The following is a 25,217-nucleotide window of genomic DNA, read 5'->3' as shown; positions in this document are numbered from 1 at the left end:
GCCGCTTGCGCTACTCTATTGTCGAAGTGGGAGACAAAAAACATGATGATTCCACGATACGTTGTCGATTTTGATCTAGACAAGCTTCCTCGCATAGAGACGGACGTCATCGTGATCGGGGCCGGCATCGCCGGCCTTTTTACGGCGCTTAAATCCAGCGAGACGCAGCGAGTTCTCATGATTACGAAGAAATCCTTGTTTGACAGCAATACCCGTTATGCTCAAGGCGGTATCGCCGCAGTCATGTCGGACGATGATTCTCCCGAATTTCTGGCTCAGGACACATTGATTGCCGGAGCCGGCTTATGCGAGACTGCAGCCGTGGACGTCCTAGTGCACGAAGGTCCGCATGGGGTGCAGGAGTTAATTCGCTATGGAACGATGTTCGACGAAGAGAACGGGCACTACGCCCTGACGAAGGAAGGCGCGCACAGCCAGCGGCGCATTCTGCATGCGAATGGGGATGCGACCGGCTATGAGATCGTAAGGGCGTTGGCGGAGAGAGTGAAGAGCAGCCCCGGCATCGAGCTGTGGGACGATCATTTCGTACTGGACCTGCTGACGGAAAACGGCGAATGCCGAGGCGCCCTCGTGCAGAAGCCCGACGGTTCGCGCGTCGCGGTGTTCGGCAAGGCGACGATTCTGTGCACGGGCGGGACGGGTCAGCTGTATCGATACACGACCAATCCCGATGTCGCGACCGGGGATGGCGTAGCTATGGCTTACCGTGCGGGGGCCGATATTCGCGATATGGAATTTAATCAGTTTCATCCGACGTCGCTCTGCTATCCGGGCGCTCCGAGATTCCTGATCTCGGAAGCCGTTAGAGGCGAAGGCGCTTATTTGCGCAACATTCGCGGAGAGCGGTTTATGGAAAATTATCATCCGCAGCTTGAGCTGGCTCCGAGAGATGTCGTGGCGAGAGCGATCGTCAGCGAGATGGAAGCGACCAAGTCGACCTACGTTTATATCGATATTACACATGAATCTCCGGAGCTCATTCGTCATCGATTTCCGACGATTCACGAATACTGCCTGAAGTTCGGGCTTGATATGACGACCGACTGGATTCCAGTCGCTCCTGCGGCGCATTATATGATGGGAGGCGTCAAGACGGATCTGTACGGGGAGACGAGCATTCGCCGCCTCTACGCTTGCGGAGAAGCCTCGTCGACGGGCGTGCACGGCGCTAACCGCCTGGCCAGCAACTCGCTGTCGGAGGCGATTGTGTTCGGTCAGCGAATCGTGGACGCGATCAATAAGCTGCCGCAACAATCGGCCGCCGCGGACAACGGTCCGGACTCGGATCGGCATGCGGTGCTGAACGGAACGCTGATCGAGAGAAGGCTGAAGCTGCAGAAGACGATGGTTCGCGATGTGGGTTTGCGCCGAAACCGCGCCGGCCTGTTGAGAGGACTCGAGGATTTAAGAAAACAGCTGCCGCTGTTTCAGATGAATCTAACGAAGCGAGAAGAGCTGGAGTATGCGAACTTGCTGACCTGCGCGCTGCTTGTCGCCGAAGGGGCCTTGCATCGTGAGGAGAGCCGAGGCGGACACTATCGCGAGGATTATCCGCAGAAGGATGATCAGAGCTGGCGCGTACATACGATTTTGCATCGGGAAAAAGGGATTCGTACAGAAAGGGTCGACGAATATGTTTGAACGGGAAAGCGATTGGGCGGTCGGCGGTCCGGCCGTTGAAGCGGTGAAGGGGCAGCTTCGCGCCTGGCTGTCCGAGGATATCGGTTCGGGCGATGTGACCACGATGGCGACGGTGCCGGCGGGTCATCAATCGAAGGGCATCATTCATGCCAAACAGGCCGGTGTGCTGGCAGGCATTCCTCTGGCGCGTCTCGTCTTCGAGACGGTCGATCCGACCTTGAAGTTTGAAGCGCTGGCGACGGATGGAGCCCAAGTGGAACGAGGAACGGTGCTTGCAGTCGTCGAGGGTTCGTCGCACAGTATTCTGACGGGGGAGAGACTGGCCCTCAACCTGCTGCAGCGATTGTCCGGCATTGCCACAAAGACGAGCGAGTATGTCGCCGGAGCGCAGGGGACGTCCGTCCGGGTTGCCGATACGCGTAAAACGACTCCGGGTCACCGTACGTTGGAGAAGTATGCGGTTCGGGTCGGCGGCGGTTCAAACCATCGGTTCGGTTTGTACGATGCCGTTATGATTAAGGACAATCATATCAAAGCGGCTGGCGGGATTACGGCAGCCATTCAGAGAGCTAAAGCTCGCATTCCCCACACGATGATGATCGAGGCCGAGGCGGAGTCGCTTGAACAGGCCGAAGAGGCGGCGCGGGCGGGCGCCCACATTGTCATGCTCGACAACATGGGCACGTCGGCTATGACGGAGACGGTCAAAGTAATCAGAGAGATTGCTCCTCATGTTGTGCTCGAGGCATCGGGAGGCATTACCCCCGAGCGAGTGGCTGAGATTGCCCGCTGCGGAGTCGATGTCATCTCCGTCGGCAGCCTGACGCATTCTTTTCAAGCGCTCGATATCAGCCTTGATCTGAATGAGAAGAAGACGGGAGGCGCGCTATGATTCTCGTCGTCGATGTCGGCAACACGAACATCGTGCTGGGACTGTACGAAGGACAAAGCTTGAGGCACCACTGGCGCCTGAGCACGAATCGCTCCGCTACGGTGGACGAATACGGCGTGATGATTCACAATTTGTTCCAGCTTGCGGGAGTGCGGGCAGAACAGATTGAGGGTGTCATCCTCTCCTGCGTCGTTCCTCCGATTATGAATACATTAGAGAGATTGTTTGAAGCTTACGTAGGCAAGCAAGCGCTTGTTGTCGGGCCGGGCATCAAGACGGGGCTTAATATCCGGTACGAAAACCCTCGTGAGGTCGGGGCGGACCGGATTGTGAATGCGGTCGCGGGTATCGAGCAATATGGTACGCCGCTTGTCGTCGTGGATTTCGGGACGGCAACGACGTTCGATTATATCGATGCGTCCGGCGCCTATCTCGGAGGCGCAATCGTGCCGGGTATCGGTATTTCCGCCGAAGCGCTGTATCAACGGGCGGCGAAGCTGCCGCGGATCGAGCTGTCCAAGCCCAAGACGGTCATCGGACGCAACACGGTTGCAGCGATGCAGTCCGGGATTATATACGGCTATGCCGGGCAAGTCGACGGCATCGTCAAGCGTATTCGCCAAGAGTTCGGCGTACAACCTAGAGTAATCGCGACTGGAGGAATGGCCGATCTGATCGCCGGTGAATCGGAGACGATCGAGACGGTTGATCCGCTGCTGACTCTGGAAGGTTTGCGAATTGTATACGAGCGCAATAGGTAACAATAGATTGTCGGACGGAACGACTCTTTTCCGCCGAGGGAGGTTGAGAATATGACTTTGAAGGATGAGATTATTCGCGGTACGGCATGGGACGGCGGTTTGCGGGTATTCGCCGCGCGCACGACGGCGCTCGTATCGGAGCTGCAGCGCAGACAGGATACGTTTCCAACGGCGACTGCGGCTCTAGGGAGAACGGCGACGGCTGCGGCCATGATGGGGTTTATGCTAAAAGGGCAGGAGAAGCTGACCGTTCAGGTGAAGGGCGACGGTCCGATCGGGCAAATCGTCGTGGACGCCAATGCCGACGGCCAAGTAAGAGGTTACGTCGACCATCCGCACGTCCATGTGCCGAGCAACAGCCAGGGAAAGCTGGACGTCGCCGGCGTTGTCGGACGAACGGGGCAATTGCACGTCACGAAGGACTTGGGTCTTAAAGATCCTTACAGAGGCAGCGTACCGATCATTTCCGGCGAGATAGCCGAAGATTTTACGCTGTATTTCGCCGAGTCGGAGCAGACGCCTTCGGCGGTAGGACTTGGCGTGCTAGTGGAGACGGACAATTCGGTTCTTCACGCAGGCGGATTTATCGTTCAAGTAATGCCCGGCCTTCCGGAGGAACGACTCGTTCGTCTGGAGCAAGCGATCTCGGCGATGCCGCATGTGACGGCGCTGTTGGATCAGGGGGAGACTCCGGAAGGGGTGCTTCGTTTTCTGGTGGGAGACGATCTGACGATTCACCAGACCCTTGAGCCGGTATTCCAGTGTTATTGCTCGCGGGAGCGATTCGAGAGGGCGCTGATTACGATCGGCAAGCGGGAACTGAGAAGTCTGATCGACGAAGATGGCCAGGCGGAGACGCACTGCCATTTCTGCAATGAGAAATACTTGTTCGACGGCGAAGAGCTGGAAGCTCTGTATCGCCTTGCAGACCGGGATTAAAGAAGGGATGATCTCCAATGAGGGAGACGATACGGCGCATGCCGCCGCTCGTACTGATGGCCCTCTTAGCGACGCTAATGCTCGCATCAGGCTGCACTAGGGACGGCGCTATACTTGCTCCGGACGAACATGAACCGTCGGAGTCGGCAGCCGGGGAAGACGATGTTGTGGCCACGGTAGGGGGGTTCTCCATTTCTCGCCAACAGCTGATGGACAAACTGTTGGCTTCTTATGGTTCCCAGACGCTGAGAAGCATGATGCTCGCGGAAGCTGTAAAGGAAGAAGCGAAGTCTCTGCACATCGAAGTGACGGATGAGGAAATGGAAAAAGAGCTAAGGTGGATGAGCCAAGGCTACGAGGACGAAGCCGATTTCTACCGCTCTATGGAAGAGCAACTGGGGATGAACAGGCAGGAGGTCCGGGAAGACGCGCACTACCGACTTTTGCTGGAGAAGCTGTCGATCTACAACGTCCAGGTGTCCTCTGAAGAAATCGATCATTACTTAAATGAGCATTGGGCGGAATTTCAACCGATCAGACAATATCGCATATTTAAAATCGTGGTGCAGACGGATGAATTGGCAAGAGGGCTTCTGGACAAGCTGGGTCAGGGAGACGATTTTGCAGAGCTGGCGCGAACGTATTCCATCGATGAGTTCACTGCCGATCAGGGCGGAGATGCGGGCTGGATCGAGTCGCATGATCCATTCGAGGCTCCTGAGGTGCTGGATCAGGCCTCCGCGATGCAAACCGGGGACATCGCCGGTCCGGTTGTAACCGATCAAGGCTTCGTGATTGTTCGGCTGGACGGCGTCAGCGAAGTTCAAACCCGTTCCGAGGGAGACATCCGCCAAGAAGTGAGGAAACAGATCGCATTGGGCAAAGCCGTTCCGGCAGATGATATGGAGCGCGCGATGCTCGAAAAATACGGCGCAATCATACAGGATCAAGCGCTAAGGCCCTAACGAATTTTCCGTTCGGGGTTAACCAGCTATTGACAATCCTCTTGGTCGTCTGCTAAGATGAGAACAGAATGAAAGCCGACCGATTTAGTCGGAATAGAAAATAAAGCATCTATAACAGTTGAATCAGAGATTGCAATGGACTTCCTCTTCATCGGTTCAACTAATATAGCCACTATTCTGTAGGAGGGAACAACTCTAATGGCCAAGATTGTTCAGAACGTGACTCAGCTTATCGGCGATACGCCGCTTGTACGCTTGAACCGCATCGTACCGGAAGGAAGCGCGGAAATCTACGTGAAGCTTGAGTATCAGAACCCGGGCTCCAGCGTTAAGGACCGCATTGCGATCAGCATGGTCGAGGAAGCGGAGAAGCAAGGCCTGATCAAGCCGGGCGTCAGCACGATCGTCGAGCCGACGAGCGGCAACACCGGAATCGGCTTGGCAATGGTCGCCGCAGCGAAAGGCTATCGCGCCATTCTCGTTATGCCTGAGACGATGAGCTTGGAGCGCCGCAACCTGCTTCGCGCTTATGGAGCTGAGCTTGTGCTGACTCCGGGATCGGAAGGCATGAACGGAGCGGTCAAGAAAGCCGAAGAGATCGTGAAGGAAAATGCGGATTACTTCATTCCTCAGCAATTCAAGAATCAGGCTAACGTGAAAATCCACCGCGAGACGACAGGTCCGGAGATCGTCGAAGCGATCAATTCTTACGACGGCAAGATCGATGCTTTCGTAGCCGGGATCGGTACGGGCGGTACGATTTCGGGCGCAGGCGAAGTTCTGAAGGAGAACTTCCCGAATATTAAAATCTACGCAGTAGAGCCTGCCGGCTCCCCGCTGTTGTCCGGCGGCGGCCCAGGCCCGCATAAGATTCAAGGAATCGGAGCGAACTTTATTCCCGAGATTCTTAATCGCGAAGTGTACGACGAGGTTATTACGGTTGAAAACGACGAAGCGTTCGAGACGGCTCGTACGGTCGCCAAGAAGGAAGGTCTGCTGGTCGGTATCTCCTCCGGCGCATCGATCTTCGCGGCTCTCAAGATCGCTAAGGAGCTGGGCGAAGGCAAGCGCGTTGTCGCGGTTGTTCCGTCCAACGGCGAACGCTATCTGAGCACGCCTCTGTTCAATTTCGAGAACTAATTGCCATACGCGACAAATAGACGACTCTTTATCCAATCTTGGGATAAAGAGTCTTTTTTTTGTGCGTTGGGTCACGTCGAAGTGGCCGGAAGTCCATATTTGTATATGGAATGTAAACACAAGTATATCGATGCGTGAATGCTCCCTACTTATAATGAAATTGCCACTGCTAAATGGGCAGTGGGAGGTAATGCGGTAAGCTTGTTAACTCAGTTTGAATACAACGAGGAGGTATCTTAGTGCGTTTACGGAATCGGTTTATTTTTTTAACATTAATTGTTACCGCTTTCATTATTGCTGGCATTCCTTCAGAGAAGACCAGTGCGGCAGCAGGGAATTTGGCTCTAGGGAAGACCGCTTATTCGTCATCGAACGAAGTGGATTTTTTCGGGCCTGAGAAAGCGGTGGATAGCGGCACCAAAGATGCAAGCCGATGGTCATCGCTCAGAACGGACGACCAATGGTTTTACGTCGATCTGGGCGGGCCTGAAGAAATCGGAAGAGTGGTCATCAACTGGCAGACTCCTGCGGACAAGTATCAAATTTTCGTGTCTGACGATGCGTCATCCTGGCGCAACGTATTTGCGGACAATCGCGTGCTCGTCGCTCCCGAGGGTAGAGATACGATCATCGATACGATCGATTTCGAGCCCACCGTTGCGCGATACGTTAAGTTCCAGGGAGTGACGCGGCGTCCCATCGATGGAATTATTTATGGATACTCCTTCTGGGAGTTTGAGGTATACAAGGGAAGACCGCTGCTGCCGCCTATGATGGAGGCTGTCAAAAACAGCATCGTCGTCTCCGAAGGAGATACCCAACTGAGCCTGCCCGCTGTGCCGGCCGATTTTACGCTGGAGCTGGTGAATACAGACAGTCTGCCGGTGATCGATGCGCAGGGAAATATTCATGCACCGCTTGTCGATACGCAGGTTCAGCTGCTGCTGCAAATCCAGAGCGTCAGCGATCCAACGTATCTGTTAACGGATAATGTGCTAGTCACCGTGCCCGGTCTCTTCCAGCAGACGAGCGATCGAAATCCCGAGCCGCGCGTCATACCGTCTCTGCGCGAATGGCTGGGCGCAACCGGCGAGTATCGCTTGACGGACAGTTCAAGAATCGTCATCCGCGCGGAGGATGAAGCGGCTCTGCGGCGGACAGCCGACATTTTGCAGCAGGACCTGTTGGAGTTAACGAAGCTATCGCTTCCGGTGACTGTCGGCGCGCCTCAGGCGGGAGACCTCTATTTGGCGCTGGATGCCGCGCAAGCGGGCTTAGGGAAGGAAGGGTATGCGCTGAATATCGGCGAATATGCTTCTATTGCCTCCTCCGCTCAAACGGGGGTCATGTTCGGCACAAGGACAGTATTGCAGCTGCTCGATCATGCACCCGATCATAAGGCGATGCCTCAAGGGCAGACGCGCGATTATCCGAAGTACCCTGATCGGGGCTTTATGCTGGATGTGGCCCGTAAGTTTTACACGATCGAGTTTTTGCAGGACTATGTGAAGCTGATGTCCTATTACAAGATGAACCGGTTCCAAATTCACTTGAACGACGATATCGGCGATGTCGGGAAATTTCGTCTGGAGAGCGAAAATTTCCCGGGAATTACGAGCGCGGACGGATTCTATACGAAGCAGCAGTTCAGGGATCTGCAGCTGCTCGGGATGGAGTACGGCGTAAACGTCGTACCGGAAATCGATACTCCAGGCCACTCCGGGGCGTTCATCGCCTACGATCCGCGGTTGGGCAGCAGCAACCAATTGGATGTTACGCGGCCTGAGACGATCGACTTTATTAAGGCGCTCTTTGACGAGTATTTGGACGGTCCCAATCCGACCTTCGTCGGCCCGGACGTACACGTCGGTACGGATGAATATTTCGGCAGCAACAAGGAGGCTTTCCGCAGTTACACGGACATGCTTCTTAATCATATTAGCGGTAAAGGCAAGCGAGCCCGTCTGTGGGGCAGCCTGTCCGCCTACAACGGTACGACGCCGGTCAGCAGCAATGCCACGATGGACATCTGGTACGAGCCATACGGCAGCGCCAAGCAGGCAGTTGAGCTCGGCTACGACATTATCAACACTAACACGAACTTGCTCTACATCGTTCCGCAGCTGTACCGCAACTATCTGAATTACGATTTCATCTATAACGAATGGGAGCCTAACGATTGGCTGGAAACCAAGCTTCCTTACGCGCATCCACAGGTAAAAGGCGGCATGTTCGCGCTCTGGAACGATGTATCCGTGGAAAAAGGAGTTTCCATGGCGGACTCGCATCAACGAATTCTGCCTTCCATGCAAGCTTTGGCAGAGAAGCTGTGGAGAGGAAACCGCATCGACCGGGACTTCGCGAGCTTCCAGGCAGACGCCGCGCGTTACGTGGATCCGCCCAATGTACATCTATCTCATAAGCTGCAGGTCGAAAACGCGAGCCATAACGTGTTAAACTACACGTTCGACGAAGGGTTTGCGGATCATTCCGGCAACGGCTATGACGGTAACGCGGTAAATGCCGACTTGGCGAAAGGGATTTTCGGGCAGGCGTTAAAGCTGAACGGCGGCGCCAGCTACGTGGAAACCCCGCTGCGCACGCTAGGATTCGGATGGACGATGTCCATGTGGCTCAAGCCGGATGCCGACAGCCCGCAAGGGGCTGTGCTGCTGGAATCGCTGGACGGACAGTTGAAGTACAACATTGGCGGCAGCGGCAAAATCGCTATCACGAAGGAAAATTATGTAAGCGAATTCAATTACAAGCTGCCGACCGATCGCTGGACGCAAGTCATTCTGACCGGCGACGATACGGGGACCTCGATCTTTATTAACGGCAGCGAGTATACGGCAACGTTAAAAGACGGCTCCAAGCTGGAAACGTTCGTTCTGCCTGTCGCGAAAATCGGCAGCGCAACGAATGCCTTCAAAGGCCTGATTGACGAGCTTGTCGTGCGGAACACCTATACGGACCTGCATGGAAACCTGGCGCTGCACATGCAGGCTGAATCCTCGCAGCCGGAATCCTCGTCCTACACGGCGGACAAGGCGGTGGACGGCAAGGGCGATACCAGATGGTCCAGCGATTGGGTGGACGATACGTGGTTCATGGTGGACCTCGGCGAAGTGAAGACCATCGATGCCGTGTCCATTCTGTGGCAGACGGCTTACGGCTCGAAATACCGCCTCTACGTATCCGAGGACAAGGTGAACTGGACGAATGTCGTGAAGGACAACAACGGCGAGATTAACGGCAAGCAGGGCCGGGTCGTCACAACTTTCGCCAGTACGCCGGCCAGATACGTGAAGTTCGTAGGCGTGTCGAGAGCGACCATATTCGGCTATTCCTTTGAGGAATTCGAAGTGTACGGCGAGCAATACAAGCTCGGCAACATCGGACCGATTATCGGCCTGCTGACGGCTATCGAAGCCGATAGGCTTGTGGAAGCCAATTATTCTCCTGAGGGCTGGTTGCAGCTTCAGCAAGCGATGGGCCAAGCGGTGGCGGCTATTCAGAGCGCGCAGCTGTCTCGTCCTGAAGTCGAACAGGCGTATGCCGGGCTGAGCGTTGCGCGCGATCGTCTGACGATCGAAGACGTGATGGGCTTGATCCAGCTTAACGTGAACGCAAGCATAGCCTCCAACCTCTATCTTCCGCAAAAAGGACAGCAGGGTACGCGCATTGTCTGGAGCAGCTCGAAGCCCGACTACTTAAATGCCAACGGTCAACTGCTGAAGCGTCCGTCCGGCGGTTCAAGCGACGTGGAGGTCGTGCTGACCGCGACGATCAGCAAGGGAAGCGCTTCGGCGGACAAAACGTTTAAGGTCATGATCAAAGCGCTGCCGAGCTCCGGCGGCGGGGGATGGTATCCGAGTCCGGTCAATCCGGGTTCCGGAGGCGAACAAAACGGTGGTTCGAATTCGGGCGGCGGAGATCAGGGCAATAGCAATGGTAGTGAAAACGGCAACGGCAACGGAAATGGCGGCGGCAATGGTACGGAGTCTGGCGGGTCAACCGCGGTGCGGCTAAACGATATTTCAAGCCATTGGGCCGAAACGTCGATCAAGCGGGCCGTCGAGCTTGGATTCGTGGCCGGCTATACCGACGGATCGTTCAAACCGAATCAGAAGGTGAGCAGGGACGAATTCGTCGCCATGCTGGTCAAAGCGCTGAAGCTGCAAGGAGCGGAAGGTTCGCTGGACTTCGCGGACTCCGGCTCGATTCAGAACTGGGCAAAACCGTATATCGCGCAAGCCTTGGAATCCGGCCTGATTAGCGGCTACGCGGACCGGACTTTCCGTCCGAAAGCCTCGATCAGCCGCGCGGAGCTGGCTACGATGATCGTTCGCGGCTTGGGCTTGAAGCCTGCGGAAGGTCCGGAGCTCTCTTACGCAGACGCGGATCAAATTCCGGCTTGGGCGAAGCCGTACGTGGCAGCGGCCCAGGAGGCGGGAGTAATGAGCGGACGCGGAGACAACCGGTTTGCGCCGGCCGTTTCGGCAACGCGAGCGGAGGCTGCCGTTGTCATTCTGAACATGCTTGATGCGCTTGCAAAGATGAAGGCACAGGAATAGAAAATTTATTTTACCTGGAAAGAGAGTTGAGCTTGCGATGAGAACAAGAAGAGGTTTGACAGCTTTGCTGCTAGTCCCGGTTATGCTGTTATCGTTGCTATCCTCCGCGTTCGCGGAGGAGTCAGGCGGAGGAAGTGCCGGTTTCTATAATCTTGCTCAAGGGAAAACATACACCTGGTCGGAACAGCCGGAGGAAGCTTTCCCGGATGACGGGACGAAGCTGACGGACGGCAATGCCGCCGATCCGTCGCGCGACAGCGGCAATTGGGTGGGCCATCGCAGCAAGCAATCTCGTTCGGTAGTATTTGATCTAGGCGAGCAAAAGACGATTCAGGAGGTGAGCGCGCGTTTCTTGCATGATTGGCCGAACAACGAAACGCTCGTACCGCTCACCGTTTCCTTCTACGTGTCGGATGATCAGGTCAACTGGGGCGTATTGTCTCATAATGCGACTAAATTGTTATGGGGCGACCAAACCAATACGGAGACCTATACATGGGACGGCAGCGCGGAGACTGGTGTTGTCAAACGCGGCGATTATGCCGAAGGGCTCGTGTATGCACGGTTTGTAAAGGTTGTCTTCTCCATGCATTCCAAGGCATGGAGCATGATCGACGAGGTGACGATTAATGGCGCTGACGGCCTTCTCGCAGGAGCCCAGCCGGTGCAGCCTACCCCTTACGCCCTCCTGCAACCAGGCGAAGCTACCGGCGGAATCCAAAACCTGGGCTTGCTATATAACGGGCACTATGCGGATGGCACAGGAACTTGGACGAAGGAACGGGTTATTCCAAATATCAGCTATGTAAACAAACAGGGGGAGCCGACCGATTGGTTGTTCGACGGCGTGCTGTATTTGGGCCTGACGTCGGATAACGGCAGAGGCTTCGGAGCGACGGACGCGGCCGGCAAAGCCAGGAAAGCGGAATGGGACTGGTACCTGAACAAGACGTTTAATACCGGCGGAGATATGAGCGCTTTGAACGAAGCGACGGCTGAGGCGGGCGCGAAGCTCGGCCAGACGAATCATAAGACCAAAGTTATTCTGATGATTCCCGAACCGGGCGAGTATCAGTCCGATTTCGGCAGCCTTAACGGAGAAAATCTGGACTTCAATGTCGGTACTGTCGGCAGCGCCGTATCGCTGAACAATCGGGCCAAAGCGATTCAGTGGTGGGTCGATGAAGTGCAAGCCAGATGGGCGGCGGCCAACTACTCCAACCTGGAGCTCGTCGGCATGTATTGGCTGGAGGAACAGATCAGTACGCACCCGACCGGACCGGAGATGGTCAAGAGGGCGAGCGACATCGTGCATGCCGCCGGCTTGAAGATGTTCTGGATTCCTCATTTCTTGGCCTACAAGGCATTCATGTGGAAGGATGTCGGCATTGATGCCGTCTCACTGCAGCCGAACTATTTCTTTGAGCAGTTGGACCCTTCGCGCCTGGACGATACTGCGGATATGGCGAAACGGTACGGCATGTCGCTGGAATTGGAGTTCGACGACCGGATGATCAACGACGCCGTTTTCCGCGAGCGGTTTATCGAGTATTTGAACAGCGGTGTGGATACGGGGCTGATGCAGCAAGGCTATAAAGCTTTCTATCAAGGCAACAACGCCGTTTACAATGCGGCGGTGAGCGCGGACCCGGCCACACGCGTGCTCTACGATTGGCTGTACCAATTCGCGAAAGGTACTTATCAGAAGCAGGACGCCGTTCCGCCTGATGTGGTGGCGCTGATGAACGGGCAGCCGATGTCGGAGCATGCGATCGTGCCCGACTCGACGAAAGCGGCTTTCACCTGGACCATTCCGGGAGATGACGGCAGCGGGATCGTCAAAGTCACGGCCAAATATGACGGCAAGCCTTATGTGCAAGGAACCGAAGTGGATCTGACGGGGAAGCCGGGCAAGCATGTGCTGGAACTGACGGTAGCAGCTGCCAAGTCCAAGACGGTTAAGTTCGTAGTAGAGGCGCGTTTGGGCGCTGACGGCCTGTTGGCCCTTGTTGACAAGTACGCGGAAAACAATCAGTTGAGCAATGCCGACACCAATCGCGCTATGCGCAACGCCTTGATCATGATGAAGCGCACGCAAGCGAGCGATCCTGAGCAAGCCAAGCGTTATTTGAAGGCTTTCAATGCAAAGCTGGAAGAAGCGAAAGATCGTGGTTACGTAGCGGAGAGCGCCTATACGGAACTGAAGGAAGGCGTATATTACGAGATTGGAAGCATCGCGCAGGACAAACAAGCAGAGGCGTCCTCTACGGAAGCGGCAGGTCTGGAGCCTTCTAAGGCGCTGGACAGTGCACCGGCCACCCGTTGGGCGAGCGAGGTACGCGAGACGGCTTGGTTCCAGGCCGATCTGGAGAGCCAGCAAACCTTCGATACGATTCGCATCGATTGGGAGCTCGCCCGCGCGGATCAGTACCGTTTGACCGTATCGGACGATAAACAGAACTGGCATCCTTTGAACGTCGGCAACAATGGCGTAGTTAAAGCGACGGACGGAAAGAACACATTGGTATTTCCGGCGACTACAGCAAGATATATCAAGTTTGAAGGGATTAATCGGGCTACCGGGTACGGCTACTCCTTCTACGAATTCGGCGTATATGATCTTGCCTTGCAGCAAGAGCTGAAGACGTTGGACGGTATCCAAGCCGCAGTGGATGTTCCCGCGAAAAACGTCACGATCGACGGCTTGGTCATGAACGGCAAGAAGGAGCAAGTGTATGTAAAAGTGCTCGATCCGAGCGGCGGTATTCAATATACCGGCCAGACGACCACTGAGGATGACGGCAGCTTCCGGATCGCCTTTACACTGACCGGAGAAGCGCAAGGAGTTTATACGGTTGAGCTGGAAACCGACGACATGACGACTCCCGAGCCGGCCACCTTCGAATATCGTAAGCCGCCTACCAATGGCAATGGTAACGGAGGCAATGGCAACGGCGGGGGCAATGGCGGTAATGGCGGAGGCAATGGCGGTAATGGTAACGGAAACAACGGCAGTAATGGAAACAACGGCAATGGCAATAATGGAAACAATGGCAACGGCAACGGCAACGGTGGAGGCGGTACAAAGCCTGCTGCATTCACCGACCTCGGCAAGCATGAATGGGCGCGAGAGGCAATCGAGAAGCTGGCGGAGAAAGGCGTCATCAAAGGCACCTCGATCGAAAAGGGCACTTTCAGCCCTGCAAGCCCGGTAACGCGGGCGGATTTCATTCTAATGCTAGTCAATATGCTTAATCTGCGCGCCGAGTTTGCCTCGACGTTCGCAGATGTGCAGCCGAAGGACTATTACTACGATGCGGTCTCCATCGCCAAACAGCTGGGTATCGTTTCGGGAGTGAATGGCATCAATTTTGCTCCTCGCGATCCGATCAGCCGTCAGGACGTCATGGTAATGCTGACTAGAGCGCTGCAAATGAAGGGGATCATCAAACCGTCAACATCGGATTCGGCGCTTGAAGGCTACCGCGATGCGAGCCAGATCGCTCCATATGCTGCGGACAGCGCGGCAACGATGCTCGAGCATGGACTGGTCACGGGCTCCAACGGCTACATGAAGCCGAAGAGCATGACCAGCAGAGCGGAAGCGGCGACGTTCCTGTACCGCGCTCTTCAGTTAGTCGAGGGAAAGAAGTGAATATAGACAGGGGAATGTGTGTTTGGTATTATTTATAGTAATAAAGCTATTAATGCGATGAGTGAAGCACACTCCGTTTAGCGCGGCAACGCGCTTGGGGGTGTGCTTTTTTTGCGTTGACGGATAATCGCGAAGCAGAGAGGAAGTGGTGTATAATGAAAGCATCGGATCCCCAGAAGAAGAATCGGCATGAGAAAGGGCGGCTGAAGCTTGATCAGATGATGAGTGTGTTGTTTCGACTCTCGAAGCGGCTGAGGCTGCAACTGATCAACGGACTGTTCGGGGAGCATTTTGCCATTACCGACGTAAAGACGATTCACTACGGTAACGCCAAGTTTGATTCGGACGTCTACAATCGTATCATTGGCGACCTGTTTATGAAGCTGAGGACGAACCGCGGCGCTTTTCACTACCATGTCGAGTTCCAGACGTTGAACGACCGGACGATGATCATCCGTATGTTCCGCTATGGCTTTGAGAAAGCGTTGGAACTGGCTGAAGGAGAAGCGGAGGACGGTGTGCAGTTGATCGTATTTCCGAAGCAAATCGTCATTTTCCTGGAGGAGAACAAGGCGATCGGCGATGAGCTGAGTTTCCGAATCCGTTTGCCGGATGGAACAGAGACGATGTATGCGGTGCCGGTGCTGAAGCTCTGGACGTTGACACCCCGCGACCTACAGGAGCAAAACTTGTTCGCATTGTTGCCTCTGCAAGTGTTCCGCTCGCGCAAGCGGATGCGCCGCATTGCTAAAAGCCGTAGGACGGAGGACGAGAAGGGAAGATTGTTCGCCCGAGAGTTTGAACGGCTGAAAGGGACAATTGAAGAAACGGTGGACGTAATTCGAGAGTTACACGAGAAGCGGCAACTGCAATTTGGAGACATGGAAAAGATTTTGCAGGTGCTGGGAAATATTATGAACTACTTATACCGTCATTACGGAGAATATAAACAAACGGAAAAGGAGGTAAGCGAGATGTTCAAGACGCTTATAGACCCGGAAGTGTTGGAGAAAGGAAGGAAAAAGGGACTGCAGGAAGGAATGCAGAAGGGGGTGGAGGAAGGTAAAATCACGGTAGCTCGTAATTTGCTAAAGCTCGGAGTCGACATTGGAACAATCGTCGAAGCTACAGGACTGACATCAGAGAAAGTGACAGGCACGAACAGAAGAACATGAATCGATCATTGAGCATAATAGAGGTGAGTGAAGCACACTCCGTTTAGCGCGGCAACGCGCTTGGGGGTGTGCTTTTTCGCGTTAGCGGGGATTGCGAAGGAATTAGCGGGCTTGGGCGATCGATGATAAGATGTCCGGTAGGGAGCGACGAGTCAACAGAAGTAACGGGATGTAAATAGATGTAACTTGGATGTCCTGGACACACTTCATACAATGGAATCAGGAGGGGGCGGGACTAATGTTCACCTTGCCGATCAAACGAATGAGATTTACGATTTCCGCCAAACTGATTACAGCGCTGCTGGCTGTTCTAGTGCCGCTGTCGGTGATGACTCTCCTGTTGAATCGGCAGGGGAGCGGGACGATTTATGAAGAAATATCCAAGTCCGTCCAGAGCAGAGACGCGTTCTATATCCAATCGCTGGAGAATGCGCTTAAAGGCATCAGCCAGTTGATGTTCGAGTTTGTCATCGATAAAGAACTCATGGAGATTGGAATCTCGGAGGAGCCGATTACGAGCTTCGAACGCATGAACCAGGTGCTTGTCATTCAGAAGCGGCTGCATATGCTGAAGGCCTCCAGTACGTATATTGCCGAGGCAAAGGTGTTCCTCCCGTTCAGCGGTCGAACGATTGCTTCGGATGATTATTTGTCCGAAATCCCCCCAGACGAGTATGCGAAACTGGCCGATAATGTGGACCCGAGCAGGGTCATGGCCATTGGGGATCGGTTATTTATGAGTATGCGATTTCCTCTAAGCGCTTCTGGAAGGAAGCCTGTTTTCATCGTGGTCGTCGAGCTGTCGGCGGACAAGCTGCGCGAAAGTCTACAAAACATTGTCAATCCGGATCAGGGAGATTCGATTTTATTTCATATCGACGAGAACTGGGAGATTACGAATGAGCGCGACGAAGAGTTCGCCCGAACGATGAGGACGTTTGCGGAGCGGCAATTGCAGGGAGATGCGGCGATTGGCATGGTCCCCACTGTACTCGAGAGTGCGCCGTACTTGGTCTCCTACCGAAAATCGGACGTTCTGAACACGGTTCTGCTTGTTTACGTCCCGGAGGGGAACATTCTCGGCTCGTTGCACCGTTACGAACGATGGATCTGGGTGCTGCTTGGTTTCTCGTTATGCATCGCTTTCCTGCTGTCGATTTCCATTTACCGTATCATCCACCATCCGCTGCGCCGGCTTGTCGTCGCTTTTCGCAAAGTGGAGGACGGCAAGCTTCTTCCGGTCGAGGTCGGCGCGAGGCGCGACGAGTTTCAATATTTATACCATCGCTTTAACAGCATGGTAGCCAGGCTGGATGCGCTCATCAGCGAAGTGTACAAGAAGGAGATTCTCAGCCAGCGCTCCGAGCTTAAACGGCTGCAATCGCAGATCAATCCGCATTTTATGTACAATTGTCTATTCAGCCTGAACCGCTTGATTCAAGAGGGCGCCAACGAACGCGCCTATCGTTTTACCTTGTATTTGGGCGAGTATTTCCGATTTATCACTCGCAATGCGGACGATCGGATTCCGCTTAGGGAAGAGATGAAGCACGCTCAAGTGTTCGTGGGCATGCAGTCGATCATTTACGGAGATTGTATCGACGTCGAATTCGAACCGCTTGCCGATGCATATGGCGATCTACTCGTACCCCGCCAAATTGTGCAACCTATACTGGAGAATGCATACAAGTACGCTCTTGGGCCGCTAGTTCTGAAAGGGGAGCTGTGGGTGCATACCTCCGAGTCTGACGGTTATTTTTCCGTCTGGATCGAGGATAACGGCGAAGAGCTGACGGATGCCCGATTGGCTGAACTGGCATCGAAATTGTTGGGAAGCGGCGATTTTATGGAGGAGACGACCGGCGTTATCAACGTCCACCGCAGAATTGAACTGATGTTCGGCAGCGGCAGCGGCTTGTCGCTGACGAGGTCGCAGCTCGGCGGTTTGTGCGTAGAAATTCGGCTAAAACAGGACGGAAGCGGAAAGGCGGAGACAGATGTATCGAATGCTGATCGTGGATGATCTGCCGGTAATCGTGGAAGGGCTAGTGAAGATGTTCGGCAAGAGGAAGCCGGAGCTGGAGCTGTATCAGGCCTATTCGGCGCACCAAGCGTTGGAAGTGCTTAACCGGACGAGGATTGATATCGTCTTATCCGACATTCGGATGCCTGGAATGGAAGGAACGGAGCTGCTTCCTGAAATTAAGCGTCAATGGCCCTTATGCAAAGTGATCTTCCTAACCAGCTTCGATGATTTTCATTATATTAAAGATGCGATTTCAGGAGGCGGCTTCGATTATCTGTTAAAGACCGAGAGCGATGATGAGATCATTCGGTCCATAGATAAAGCCATTGCCGAGCTGGACGCGCAAGCCGAAGCGAACCGGAAGCTGCTCGAGGCGAATTTCCGCAGCAGGAAGGCGATCTCGCTTTTGCAGCAGCAATATGTGAACGAATTGCTCAGAGGGAAGGCGTCGCTGGCGGAATCTTCCGTACGGACTAGAATTCGCGAGCTGGAGATGAGCTTGTCGGCGGAGCTGCCTGTGTATGTGCTGCTTGGGCGCATCGACTCTTGGGGCGGAAAAGGAACGCTCGAAGGGCGCAAACTGATGCTGTATGCCGTTCAGAACATCGTCGCGGAGACGCTGCGATTGAAGGTCAGGCTGGCGTCGTCGGAGGTAGACGGCTGGAATGTGGCATGGCTGCTGCAGCCGACCGATCCCAACTTGGAGAAGGGCGAAAATTCGCCAAACGAAGCGGAGAAAAATTGGTTCGAATGGGTTTATGAAGAGTTGGATGCGATTCAGGCCAATTGCCGCGAGGCGGTCGGCTTGGAGGTGTCATTTGCGATCGGCCCCGCCGTCGTACGTTGGGATTCGCTCCCAGAAGCCTATGACGAGTTGTTATCGCTGCTGTGGGGAGAACAGGGGACAGGAAGCGAGGTAAGGTTGAGAGGCCTTACCCGGCTGGGCGCCCCGCGCTCGTCGCTGGAAGCGGCCAAGACAAAGCTGGCTAACCGCAAAATGAAAAAAATCGGCTTGCTCGGCCACTACTTGGAGAATGGCGAAAAAGCGGATTTCGACAGCCTGCTGGACGAGATTATCGACCATGCGGCGGACGAGAACCGTTCCGGCTTCGTCAAGCTGGAAGTGTATCATAGCCTGGCTTCCGTTTTCCTCTCTTACCTCAATCAATACCCGCCGGACGGGAAGCTGGCCGCACAGATCGGTCTGGACCGTCTGTCGCATGCCGACGTTAATCTTTCGTGGGAGGAGCTTCGCTCCTATTTTCGTAAGCTGGCGGAGCTGCTGTTCGACAATCGCGATCAGCCGGCCGCCCAGGACGAGCATATTGTCGTGCTCCGCATTAACGAGTACATCGACACTCATTTGGCGGAAGATGTTTCTCTGGCCAAACTGGCGGGCATCGTTCACCTCAACCCTTCGTACCTGTCAAGGTTGTACAAAAGAACGGCGGGAATCGGCTTGTCCGAGTATATCAATATGGCGCGGACGGAGAAAGCGAAGGAATTGCTGAAGCATTCCGCTTATAAAATCTACGAAATTTCCGCAATGGTCGGCTATGATTCGCGCTTGTCGTTTATCCGTTTCTTCAAAACGAACATGGGGATGACGCCGCAGGAGTATCGGGATTCGTAGCCGTATCGACATTTGGCGCGAAGTAGTCAAGGAATGTAACGGGATGTCAACAGGTGAATCTGGTTGCGGACATACGGAGATTTATATACTTGTGTCAGAGGGGAAGAAGCCCTCGACAGCAGAGACAGCAGCTCAAGGAAATCACTACGCAACCAGGGGGAGTATCTATGAAACGTTATGCCAAAAGCGGACTAGCTGCATTGTTAGCCGCAATGCTGCTCACCGTGACCGCATGCAGCGGCAACAAGGAAGCGGCAAATTCTTCGGAATCTTCCGCTTCGCCTTCCGCCAGCGCAACTTCAAGCGAGGCGGCGAGCCCGGAAGCGTTCGACCCGCTCGGCAAGTACGATCCGCCGATCGAGCTGACCACGGTTCGCAGCATTGGCGCAGAGCAAGTGTACGATCCGGGCGAGAATATCGACAAAAATATTATTTACGACTATTACGAGCAAAAGCTCGGCATTAAGATCAAGAACAAGTGGACGGTAAATAACGAATACAATTCGAAGCTGAAAATTGCAATAGCCTCGAACGATCTTCCGGATTTCTATAAAGTCAGCGCTGCCGATCTGCCTACGCTGATTGAAAACGACATGATCATGGATATCACGGAGTTATGGGATAAAGCCGCTTCGGAGGATACGAAGAGCGAGATGACGAAGGACGGCGGACGTCAGATGAAGACCGCCACCATCGGCGGCAAGCTGATGGCGATTCCGGTGACGAACGGACCGTACAACAACATGAACTATGTATGGGTTCGCAAGGATTGGCTGAAAGAATTGAACTTGCCGGAACCGAAAACGATGAAGGATCTGCTCGCAATTTCGGAAGCGTTTTCCAAACGCGATACCGGAGGCAAAGGCAAGGCGTACGGTTTATCCTTATCCAAATCGCTGAATCTGTCGGGATACTTCGCGGGCTACCACCTGTATCCGGGTCGTTGGGTGAAGGATGCCTCGGGCAACCTGATGTACGGCAGTCTCGATCCGAACATGAAGGCCGCGCTGCAACAGCTGCAAGACTTGTTCAAGGCGGGACAGATCGATCCCGAGTTCGGCGTCAAGGACGATAACAAAGAGCTCGAAATGATTGCAAACGACCGCGTTGGTTTGCTATACGGCGCATTCTGGCATAGCGCTGCTTTCGATAGCGCCGTGAAGGATGGCAAGCTTGTGCAGGATTGGGGCGTGTATCCGGCCCCGTCCGTCGATGACGCTCCTGCGCTCAGCGCGACGACGGCAGCCGTAAGCGACTATTACGTCATTAACAAGAACGCGAAAAATCCGGAAGCGGTTATCAAGCTGTTAAACCTGTGGATCGACTACTCGCTGCATCCGAATGAAGAGAAAAATGTGCTCGTGTTCGGTCAGGCGCATAAGGACACCGGTAAGTTTTTCTGGGAGATTAACCCGCTTGTCGTATTCTCGCAAGATGCTATTGTTCAATCGGGAGATTTAATCCCGCGGGCTCTGCAAACCGGCGATACGTCGCTGCTTGGCGTTGATGTCGACCGGAATTCCAGATACGAAGCGGTCAAGAAATACTTGGATGGAGAGGTCTCCTTCGCAAACTGGCTTCAGGTTATGATTGCCGGCGAAGGCGGCAGTATGTCTCTGATGTACGATGCGTATAAGAAGGATTTGTTCCTATTTGACGAATTCTACGGTGCGCCGACTCCGACGATGGGCGATAAGATGAGCGTGTTGAAGGCGAAAGAGGACGAAGTGAGGACCAAAATTATTATGGGCGCTTCGTCTGTGGACGAATACGATAATTTCATTGCTGAATGGAAAAAGCTCGGCGGCGATCAAATTACGGCTGAAGTAAACGAATGGTACAAAGCGCAACAATAAGAGGGATGGGGGGAGAAGGGGAAGTTCATAGCCTTCTCCCTTCCTTATAAGGAGGAGAGCAGACTGTTACGAAAAGAGTGGAGACAAAACCGGCTGCTGCATCTGATGGTCCTCCCCAGCTTGATCATTGTTCTGATCTACAGCTATGGACCGATGGCGGGCTCTGTCATTGCGTTCAAGAAGTTCCTGCCCGCGAAGGGCATTTTCAATTCGCCGTGGATCGGGTGGGATAACTTTCAATATATTCTGCTTATGCCGGATACGCCGCGTATTATCGCCAATACGATCACCATCGCGGTCATGAAGATGGGGCTGGGTCTCATTGTGCCGATTACGGCGGCAATTTTACTCAACGAAGTTCGGCAAGCCTTATTTCGCAGGACGTTCCAGACGCTCGTCTATTTGCCGCATTTTCTATCCTGGGTCATCTTGAGCGGCATCCTGATCGATATTTTGTCCCCGACATCGGGAATTGTGAATCAATTTCTCGGCTGGCTCGGCTTCAAGCCGATTTATTTTCTTGGAGACAATCGCTGGTTTCAATTCACAGTCGTCCTGTCCGACGTCTGGAAAGAGTTCGGTTTCGGGACGATTGTGTACTTGGCGGCGCTGACGGGGATCAGTCCAACGCTGTACGAAGCGGCGGAAGCGGACGGCGCGGGGCGATGGCGTCAAATCTGGCACATATCTCTGCCTGGCATGACTCCGATCATCGTACTGATGGCCGTGCTCAGTCTTGGGAATGTGCTCAATGCCGGATTCGATCAAATTTTCAATCTTTACAGTCCGCAGGTGTACGAGTCGGGAGATATTATCGACACGTTTGTCTATCGCCTTGGCATTCAGCAGTTCCAGTACGGCGTAGCTACTGCCGTTGGTTTGTTTAAGTCGGTTATTTCGTTTGTGCTGATCTCGTTGTCGTATTTCCTGGCATATCGGTTGGCCAACTACAGAATTTTTTAAGGAAGGTGATCGTCATGCCGTCGTATCGACAAAGTATCGGCTACCGGCTGTTTACGATAGGCAACATGGTCTTCCTGACGTTGTTGGCCTTTACTTGCCTGTTTCCGCTTATTCACGTGTTCTCGGTTTCGCTAAGCTCGGCTCAAGCCGTATCGGCCGGGGCGGTTAAGCTGTGGCCGGTCGATTTTACGCTTGCGTCCTATGAAGCTGTGTTTGCTAAGAAAGCGTTCCTGCAATCGTTCGGGGTAACCTTGCAGCGTACCTTTCTCGGGACGACGATCAGCATGCTTCTCATTACGCTGCTGGCGTATCCGCTATCCAAAGACAGCAAGCAGTTTCGGTTTCGCACGGTGTACTCCTGGTTTTTCGTGTTCACAATTATTTTCGGCGGCGGTCTCATCCCCAGCTATATGGTCGTAAAGGACACGGGTCTGATTGATTCGATCTGGGCGTTAGTGATTCCGTCGGCGGTTCCCGTGTTTAATGTGGTGCTGCTGCTTAACTTTTTCCGGAACCTTCCGAAGGAGTTGGAGGAGTCTGCTAGGCTGGACGGCGCCAATCATTGGACCATTCTATGGCGCATCTATGTGCCGGTATCGCTGCCTGCACTTGCTACCGTGCTGTTGTTCACCGTCATCGGTCACTGGAACAGCTGGTTTGACGGACTAATTTACATGAATCAGCCTGAAAACTATCCGTTGCAGACGTTTCTGCAAACGAGCATCGTCTCGAAGGGTTTGGCGGAAATGACGGCGCAAGAGGTTGAGAAGTTTTTACGCGTGAACGACCGGACAGGTCGAGCTGCCCAAATCTTCGTTGCGGCGCTTCCGATCTTGCTCGCTTATCCGTTCTTGCAGCGTTTCTTCATGAAAGGCATCGTGATGGGAAGCGTTAAGGAGTAGCTGGAGGGAGAAAACCATCTATGAAATTATCACTGCGGATTTGGCCAGCTCGGTTTCAGGAGGATCGCGAATTCGCGCAGCTTCGCGACCTGTTGTTGCCTTATCGGGGAGCGGTGGACGAGCTGGCGCTGATCGTCGAGTCGCGAATGAGCGGATATACGCCTTTAGACGAATTTGCAAACAGGTGCGGTTGGCTGGCTCCAAGGGTGCGGCAATTGCAACAGGACGGGTTCCGCGTTGGGGTCAATTCAATCAGTATCGGTCATTTGGACGATGCCTGGGATTGGGAGCCGGCTTTTCAGGGAGAGCCGATGGTAGGCCATGACGGACAGCGAGCGAATGGCTCGTTCTGTCCAAACTCGGAATCGTTCAAGCGTTACATCATGGACAAATATCGTTTGCTGGCCGAGTCGGGGCTTGATTTCATCTGGGTGGATGACGATGCGCGCATTCACCATCATCAGCCGGCCGATTGCCCTTGTTTCTGCGAAACTTGTCTGGGCATCTATAATGCAAAGCATGGAACTGCGTATGATCGTCAGCGGTTGGTTGCTCTACTTGATTCGCCGGAGGGCGCAGTCGAACGAGAGCAATGGGTCGAGCATAATATCGAGACGCTGGAAAGAATGCTGACGGCGATAAGGCAGGCGGTTCATGGCGTCGATCCGGGCATCGAGCTTGGGTTGATGACAGGGGGACTGGAATGGCGCACTTACTCTGGCGCCGCTTTTGACCGATGGATGAGGGCGCTCGAAGCGGTGAGAGGAAGGCCGGGCGGCGGTTTTTACGATGATAGAGCACCGGCTTCGGTATTGGATAAAGGGTTGGAATGCGCTAGACAAGCAGCTCTTTACCCGGACTATGTGACAGATGTGCAATACGAGCTGGAGACTTTTCCGCAGCAGCGGCTGAAGAAGTCGATTCGCGTCATGATGACCGAGAACACGATTATGATCGCATGCGGGATGAATGGCATTGCTGCGCATACGCTCAAGCTGGAGAAGGGCGCAATCGGCGAATACGAGGATTGGCTTCAGGCGATGGTCGCGATGAAGCCGCTTTGGGCTGCAATGGATCGCATTGCGGGGGCTTGGCCGAATCGCGGGCTCTATCCTGCCATGTCGGCTAAATTCGAGGCGAAGCGCAAGGTTGGCGAGCGCGGCTGGTTCGGCGTCCCGCAGGACGCGCAACGGGCCAATGTGCTGCACGAAATCGGGTTTCCGCTGTCGATGAATCCCGAAGCGGCCTGCGGCGTCATTCTAAGCAGAGAAATGGCGCAGGGGTATACGAGGGAGCAACTGCTGGATATGCTTGCCGGGCCTGTGCTGATGGACGGTCTAACGCTGGAAACGCTGATCGAGATGGGGCTGGGCGAATATTGCGGCGTAACGATCGCGAAGGCTTATGACAACGGTGTGTTCGAACAATTTACCGACCATCCGATCAACGGTGCTTATGCGGGCGAGCAGCGCGATGCGAGAATTACGGTTTATCGCGATTCGGGCTACGTGCTTGAGCCGCTGCCTGGAGCCGACGTACAGGTGCTGAGCGAGTTGATTAGTTACACGGAGATCGAGCTGGGCGCTACCTTCACACTGTATGAGAACCGTCTGGGCGGACGTGTGGCAGTACACGGTTATGCGCCGTGGATGAGCCTGTACTCAGAGGCCAAACGACAGCAGCTGCATCATGCATTGCAATGGGTATGTCGCGATGCGCTGTCTGTTACGGCGTTCAAGAGAGGCGCGAAAATTGTTCCTTTTGTGAAGGTGTCCGAAGACGGGAAGGACGTAATGATCGTGCTTGTTAACGCGAATTACGACCCGACAGGGATTTTCGAGGCGGAAATGGCCATTCCTCTCGACCGTTTGTATACGCTGGACCACAGCAGAGCAGCAACGGTTGTGCCGGACGATCGCATAACCAAGGAGAAGGGGAAAACGATCGTGACGATCGATAATATCGAGCCCTGGGATTTTATCGTATTGACGACGTTGATGTAGCGATCCTGTCAAGAAAGTGATTCCTTGCTTGTTCGAGTTAGAGTAACGATAAGCAGCATTTCAATTTT

General features: G+C 54.2%; 15 protein-coding genes. All 15 read left to right on the top strand.

The window, feature by feature from the left end; translation table 11 throughout:
• Positions 1-45: 45 nt before the first annotated feature.
• Positions 46-1,662 (top strand): L-aspartate oxidase, encoded by a 1,617-nt coding sequence (gene nadB / locus DFP98_RS24250; RefSeq protein ID WP_116063314.1) that lies wholly within the window; start codon positions 46-48, stop codon positions 1,660-1,662.
• A complete protein-coding gene (gene nadC, locus DFP98_RS24245; protein WP_116063209.1) occupies positions 1,655-2,554 on the top strand; it encodes a carboxylating nicotinate-nucleotide diphosphorylase in 900 nt (299 codons plus the stop codon). The genes nadB and nadC overlap by 8 nt, the downstream gene beginning before the upstream one ends.
• Positions 2,551-3,315 carry a type III pantothenate kinase gene (locus tag DFP98_RS24240; protein ID WP_116063208.1) on the top strand — a complete coding sequence of 255 codons (765 nt, stop codon included), beginning with the start codon at positions 2,551-2,553 and terminating at the stop codon, positions 3,313-3,315. Before nadC ends, DFP98_RS24240 begins: the two co-directional genes overlap by 4 nt.
• A 51-nt stretch (positions 3,316-3,366) precedes the next feature.
• On the top strand, positions 3,367-4,254 hold the full coding sequence (hslO, locus tag DFP98_RS24235) for an Hsp33 family molecular chaperone HslO (RefSeq protein WP_116063207.1): 888 nt from the start codon (positions 3,367-3,369) through the stop codon (positions 4,252-4,254).
• 17 nt (positions 4,255-4,271) lie between these two features.
• Positions 4,272-5,219 carry a peptidylprolyl isomerase gene (locus DFP98_RS24230; RefSeq protein WP_116063206.1) on the top strand — a complete coding sequence of 316 codons (948 nt, stop codon included), beginning with the start codon at positions 4,272-4,274 and terminating at the stop codon, positions 5,217-5,219.
• 198 nt (positions 5,220-5,417) lie between these two features.
• Entirely contained in the window at positions 5,418-6,359 is a 942-nt protein-coding gene (cysK, locus tag DFP98_RS24225) for a cysteine synthase A (protein ID WP_116063205.1), read from the top strand.
• 239 nt (positions 6,360-6,598) lie between these two features.
• Positions 6,599-10,936, top strand: a complete 4,338-nt coding sequence (locus DFP98_RS24220) for an S-layer homology domain-containing protein (protein WP_116063204.1) — start codon at positions 6,599-6,601, stop codon at positions 10,934-10,936.
• Positions 10,937-10,973: 37 nt separating this feature from the next.
• Positions 10,974-14,591, top strand: a complete 3,618-nt coding sequence (locus tag DFP98_RS24215) for a DUF4855 domain-containing protein (RefSeq protein ID WP_116063203.1) — start codon at positions 10,974-10,976, stop codon at positions 14,589-14,591.
• A gap of 155 nt (positions 14,592-14,746) precedes the next feature.
• Complete coding sequence (locus tag DFP98_RS39835) at positions 14,747-15,766, top strand: RpnC/YadD family protein (protein ID WP_116063202.1); 1,020 nt, start codon at positions 14,747-14,749, stop codon at positions 15,764-15,766.
• A gap of 238 nt (positions 15,767-16,004) precedes the next feature.
• The gene (locus DFP98_RS24205) at positions 16,005-17,789 is read left to right on the top strand and encodes a sensor histidine kinase (RefSeq protein ID WP_181917916.1); all 1,785 of its coding nucleotides are present in this window, start codon (positions 16,005-16,007) and stop codon (positions 17,787-17,789) included.
• On the top strand, positions 17,764-19,425 hold the full coding sequence (locus DFP98_RS24200; RefSeq protein ID WP_116063200.1) for a response regulator: 1,662 nt from the start codon (positions 17,764-17,766) through the stop codon (positions 19,423-19,425). Before DFP98_RS24205 ends, DFP98_RS24200 begins: the two co-directional genes overlap by 26 nt.
• A gap of 167 nt (positions 19,426-19,592) precedes the next feature.
• Positions 19,593-21,281, top strand: a complete 1,689-nt coding sequence (locus DFP98_RS24195) for an extracellular solute-binding protein (RefSeq protein ID WP_116063199.1) — start codon at positions 19,593-19,595, stop codon at positions 21,279-21,281.
• A 105-nt stretch (positions 21,282-21,386) separates the two neighbouring features.
• Complete coding sequence (locus DFP98_RS24190) at positions 21,387-22,244, top strand: ABC transporter permease (RefSeq protein ID WP_116063198.1); 858 nt, start codon at positions 21,387-21,389, stop codon at positions 22,242-22,244.
• 14 nt (positions 22,245-22,258) lie between these two features.
• Positions 22,259-23,146, top strand: coding sequence for a carbohydrate ABC transporter permease (locus tag DFP98_RS24185; RefSeq protein WP_116063197.1), 888 nt, complete (start codon positions 22,259-22,261; stop codon positions 23,144-23,146).
• A 20-nt stretch (positions 23,147-23,166) separates the two neighbouring features.
• Positions 23,167-25,149, top strand: coding sequence for a hypothetical protein (locus tag DFP98_RS24180; RefSeq protein ID WP_116063196.1), 1,983 nt, complete (start codon positions 23,167-23,169; stop codon positions 25,147-25,149).
• The last annotated feature ends 68 nt before the right edge of the window (positions 25,150-25,217 follow it).

It is taken from the genome of Cohnella phaseoli (genome assembly GCF_003386235.1).
Lineage (GTDB): Bacteria > Bacillota > Bacilli > Paenibacillales > Paenibacillaceae > Cohnella > Cohnella phaseoli.
The sequence above is the reverse complement of the archived record's forward strand: the minus strand, read 5'-3'. Positions and strand labels throughout refer to the sequence as shown.

Excerpts from the sequence above, each read along its gene's own strand:
- nadB (WP_116063314.1), top strand. The coding sequence starts at position 46 with ATGATTCCACGATACGTTGTCGATTTTGATCTAGACAAGCTTCCTCGC.
- nadC (WP_116063209.1), top strand. The coding sequence starts at position 1,655 with ATGTTTGAACGGGAAAGCGATTGGGCGGTCGGCGGTCCGGCCGTTGAA.
- DFP98_RS24240 (WP_116063208.1), top strand. The coding sequence starts at position 2,551 with ATGATTCTCGTCGTCGATGTCGGCAACACGAACATCGTGCTGGGACTG.
- hslO (WP_116063207.1), top strand. The coding sequence starts at position 3,367 with ATGACTTTGAAGGATGAGATTATTCGCGGTACGGCATGGGACGGCGGT.
- DFP98_RS24230 (WP_116063206.1), top strand. The coding sequence starts at position 4,272 with ATGAGGGAGACGATACGGCGCATGCCGCCGCTCGTACTGATGGCCCTC.
- cysK (WP_116063205.1), top strand. The coding sequence starts at position 5,418 with ATGGCCAAGATTGTTCAGAACGTGACTCAGCTTATCGGCGATACGCCG.
- DFP98_RS24215 (WP_116063203.1), top strand. The coding sequence starts at position 10,974 with ATGAGAACAAGAAGAGGTTTGACAGCTTTGCTGCTAGTCCCGGTTATG.
- DFP98_RS39835 (WP_116063202.1), top strand. The coding sequence starts at position 14,747 with ATGAAAGCATCGGATCCCCAGAAGAAGAATCGGCATGAGAAAGGGCGG.
- DFP98_RS24205 (WP_181917916.1), top strand. The coding sequence starts at position 16,005 with ATGTTCACCTTGCCGATCAAACGAATGAGATTTACGATTTCCGCCAAA.
- DFP98_RS24200 (WP_116063200.1), top strand. The coding sequence starts at position 17,764 with ATGTATCGAATGCTGATCGTGGATGATCTGCCGGTAATCGTGGAAGGG.
- DFP98_RS24195 (WP_116063199.1), top strand. The coding sequence starts at position 19,593 with ATGAAACGTTATGCCAAAAGCGGACTAGCTGCATTGTTAGCCGCAATG.
- DFP98_RS24190 (WP_116063198.1), top strand. The coding sequence starts at position 21,387 with ATGGTCCTCCCCAGCTTGATCATTGTTCTGATCTACAGCTATGGACCG.
- DFP98_RS24185 (WP_116063197.1), top strand. The coding sequence starts at position 22,259 with ATGCCGTCGTATCGACAAAGTATCGGCTACCGGCTGTTTACGATAGGC.
- DFP98_RS24180 (WP_116063196.1), top strand. The coding sequence starts at position 23,167 with ATGAAATTATCACTGCGGATTTGGCCAGCTCGGTTTCAGGAGGATCGC.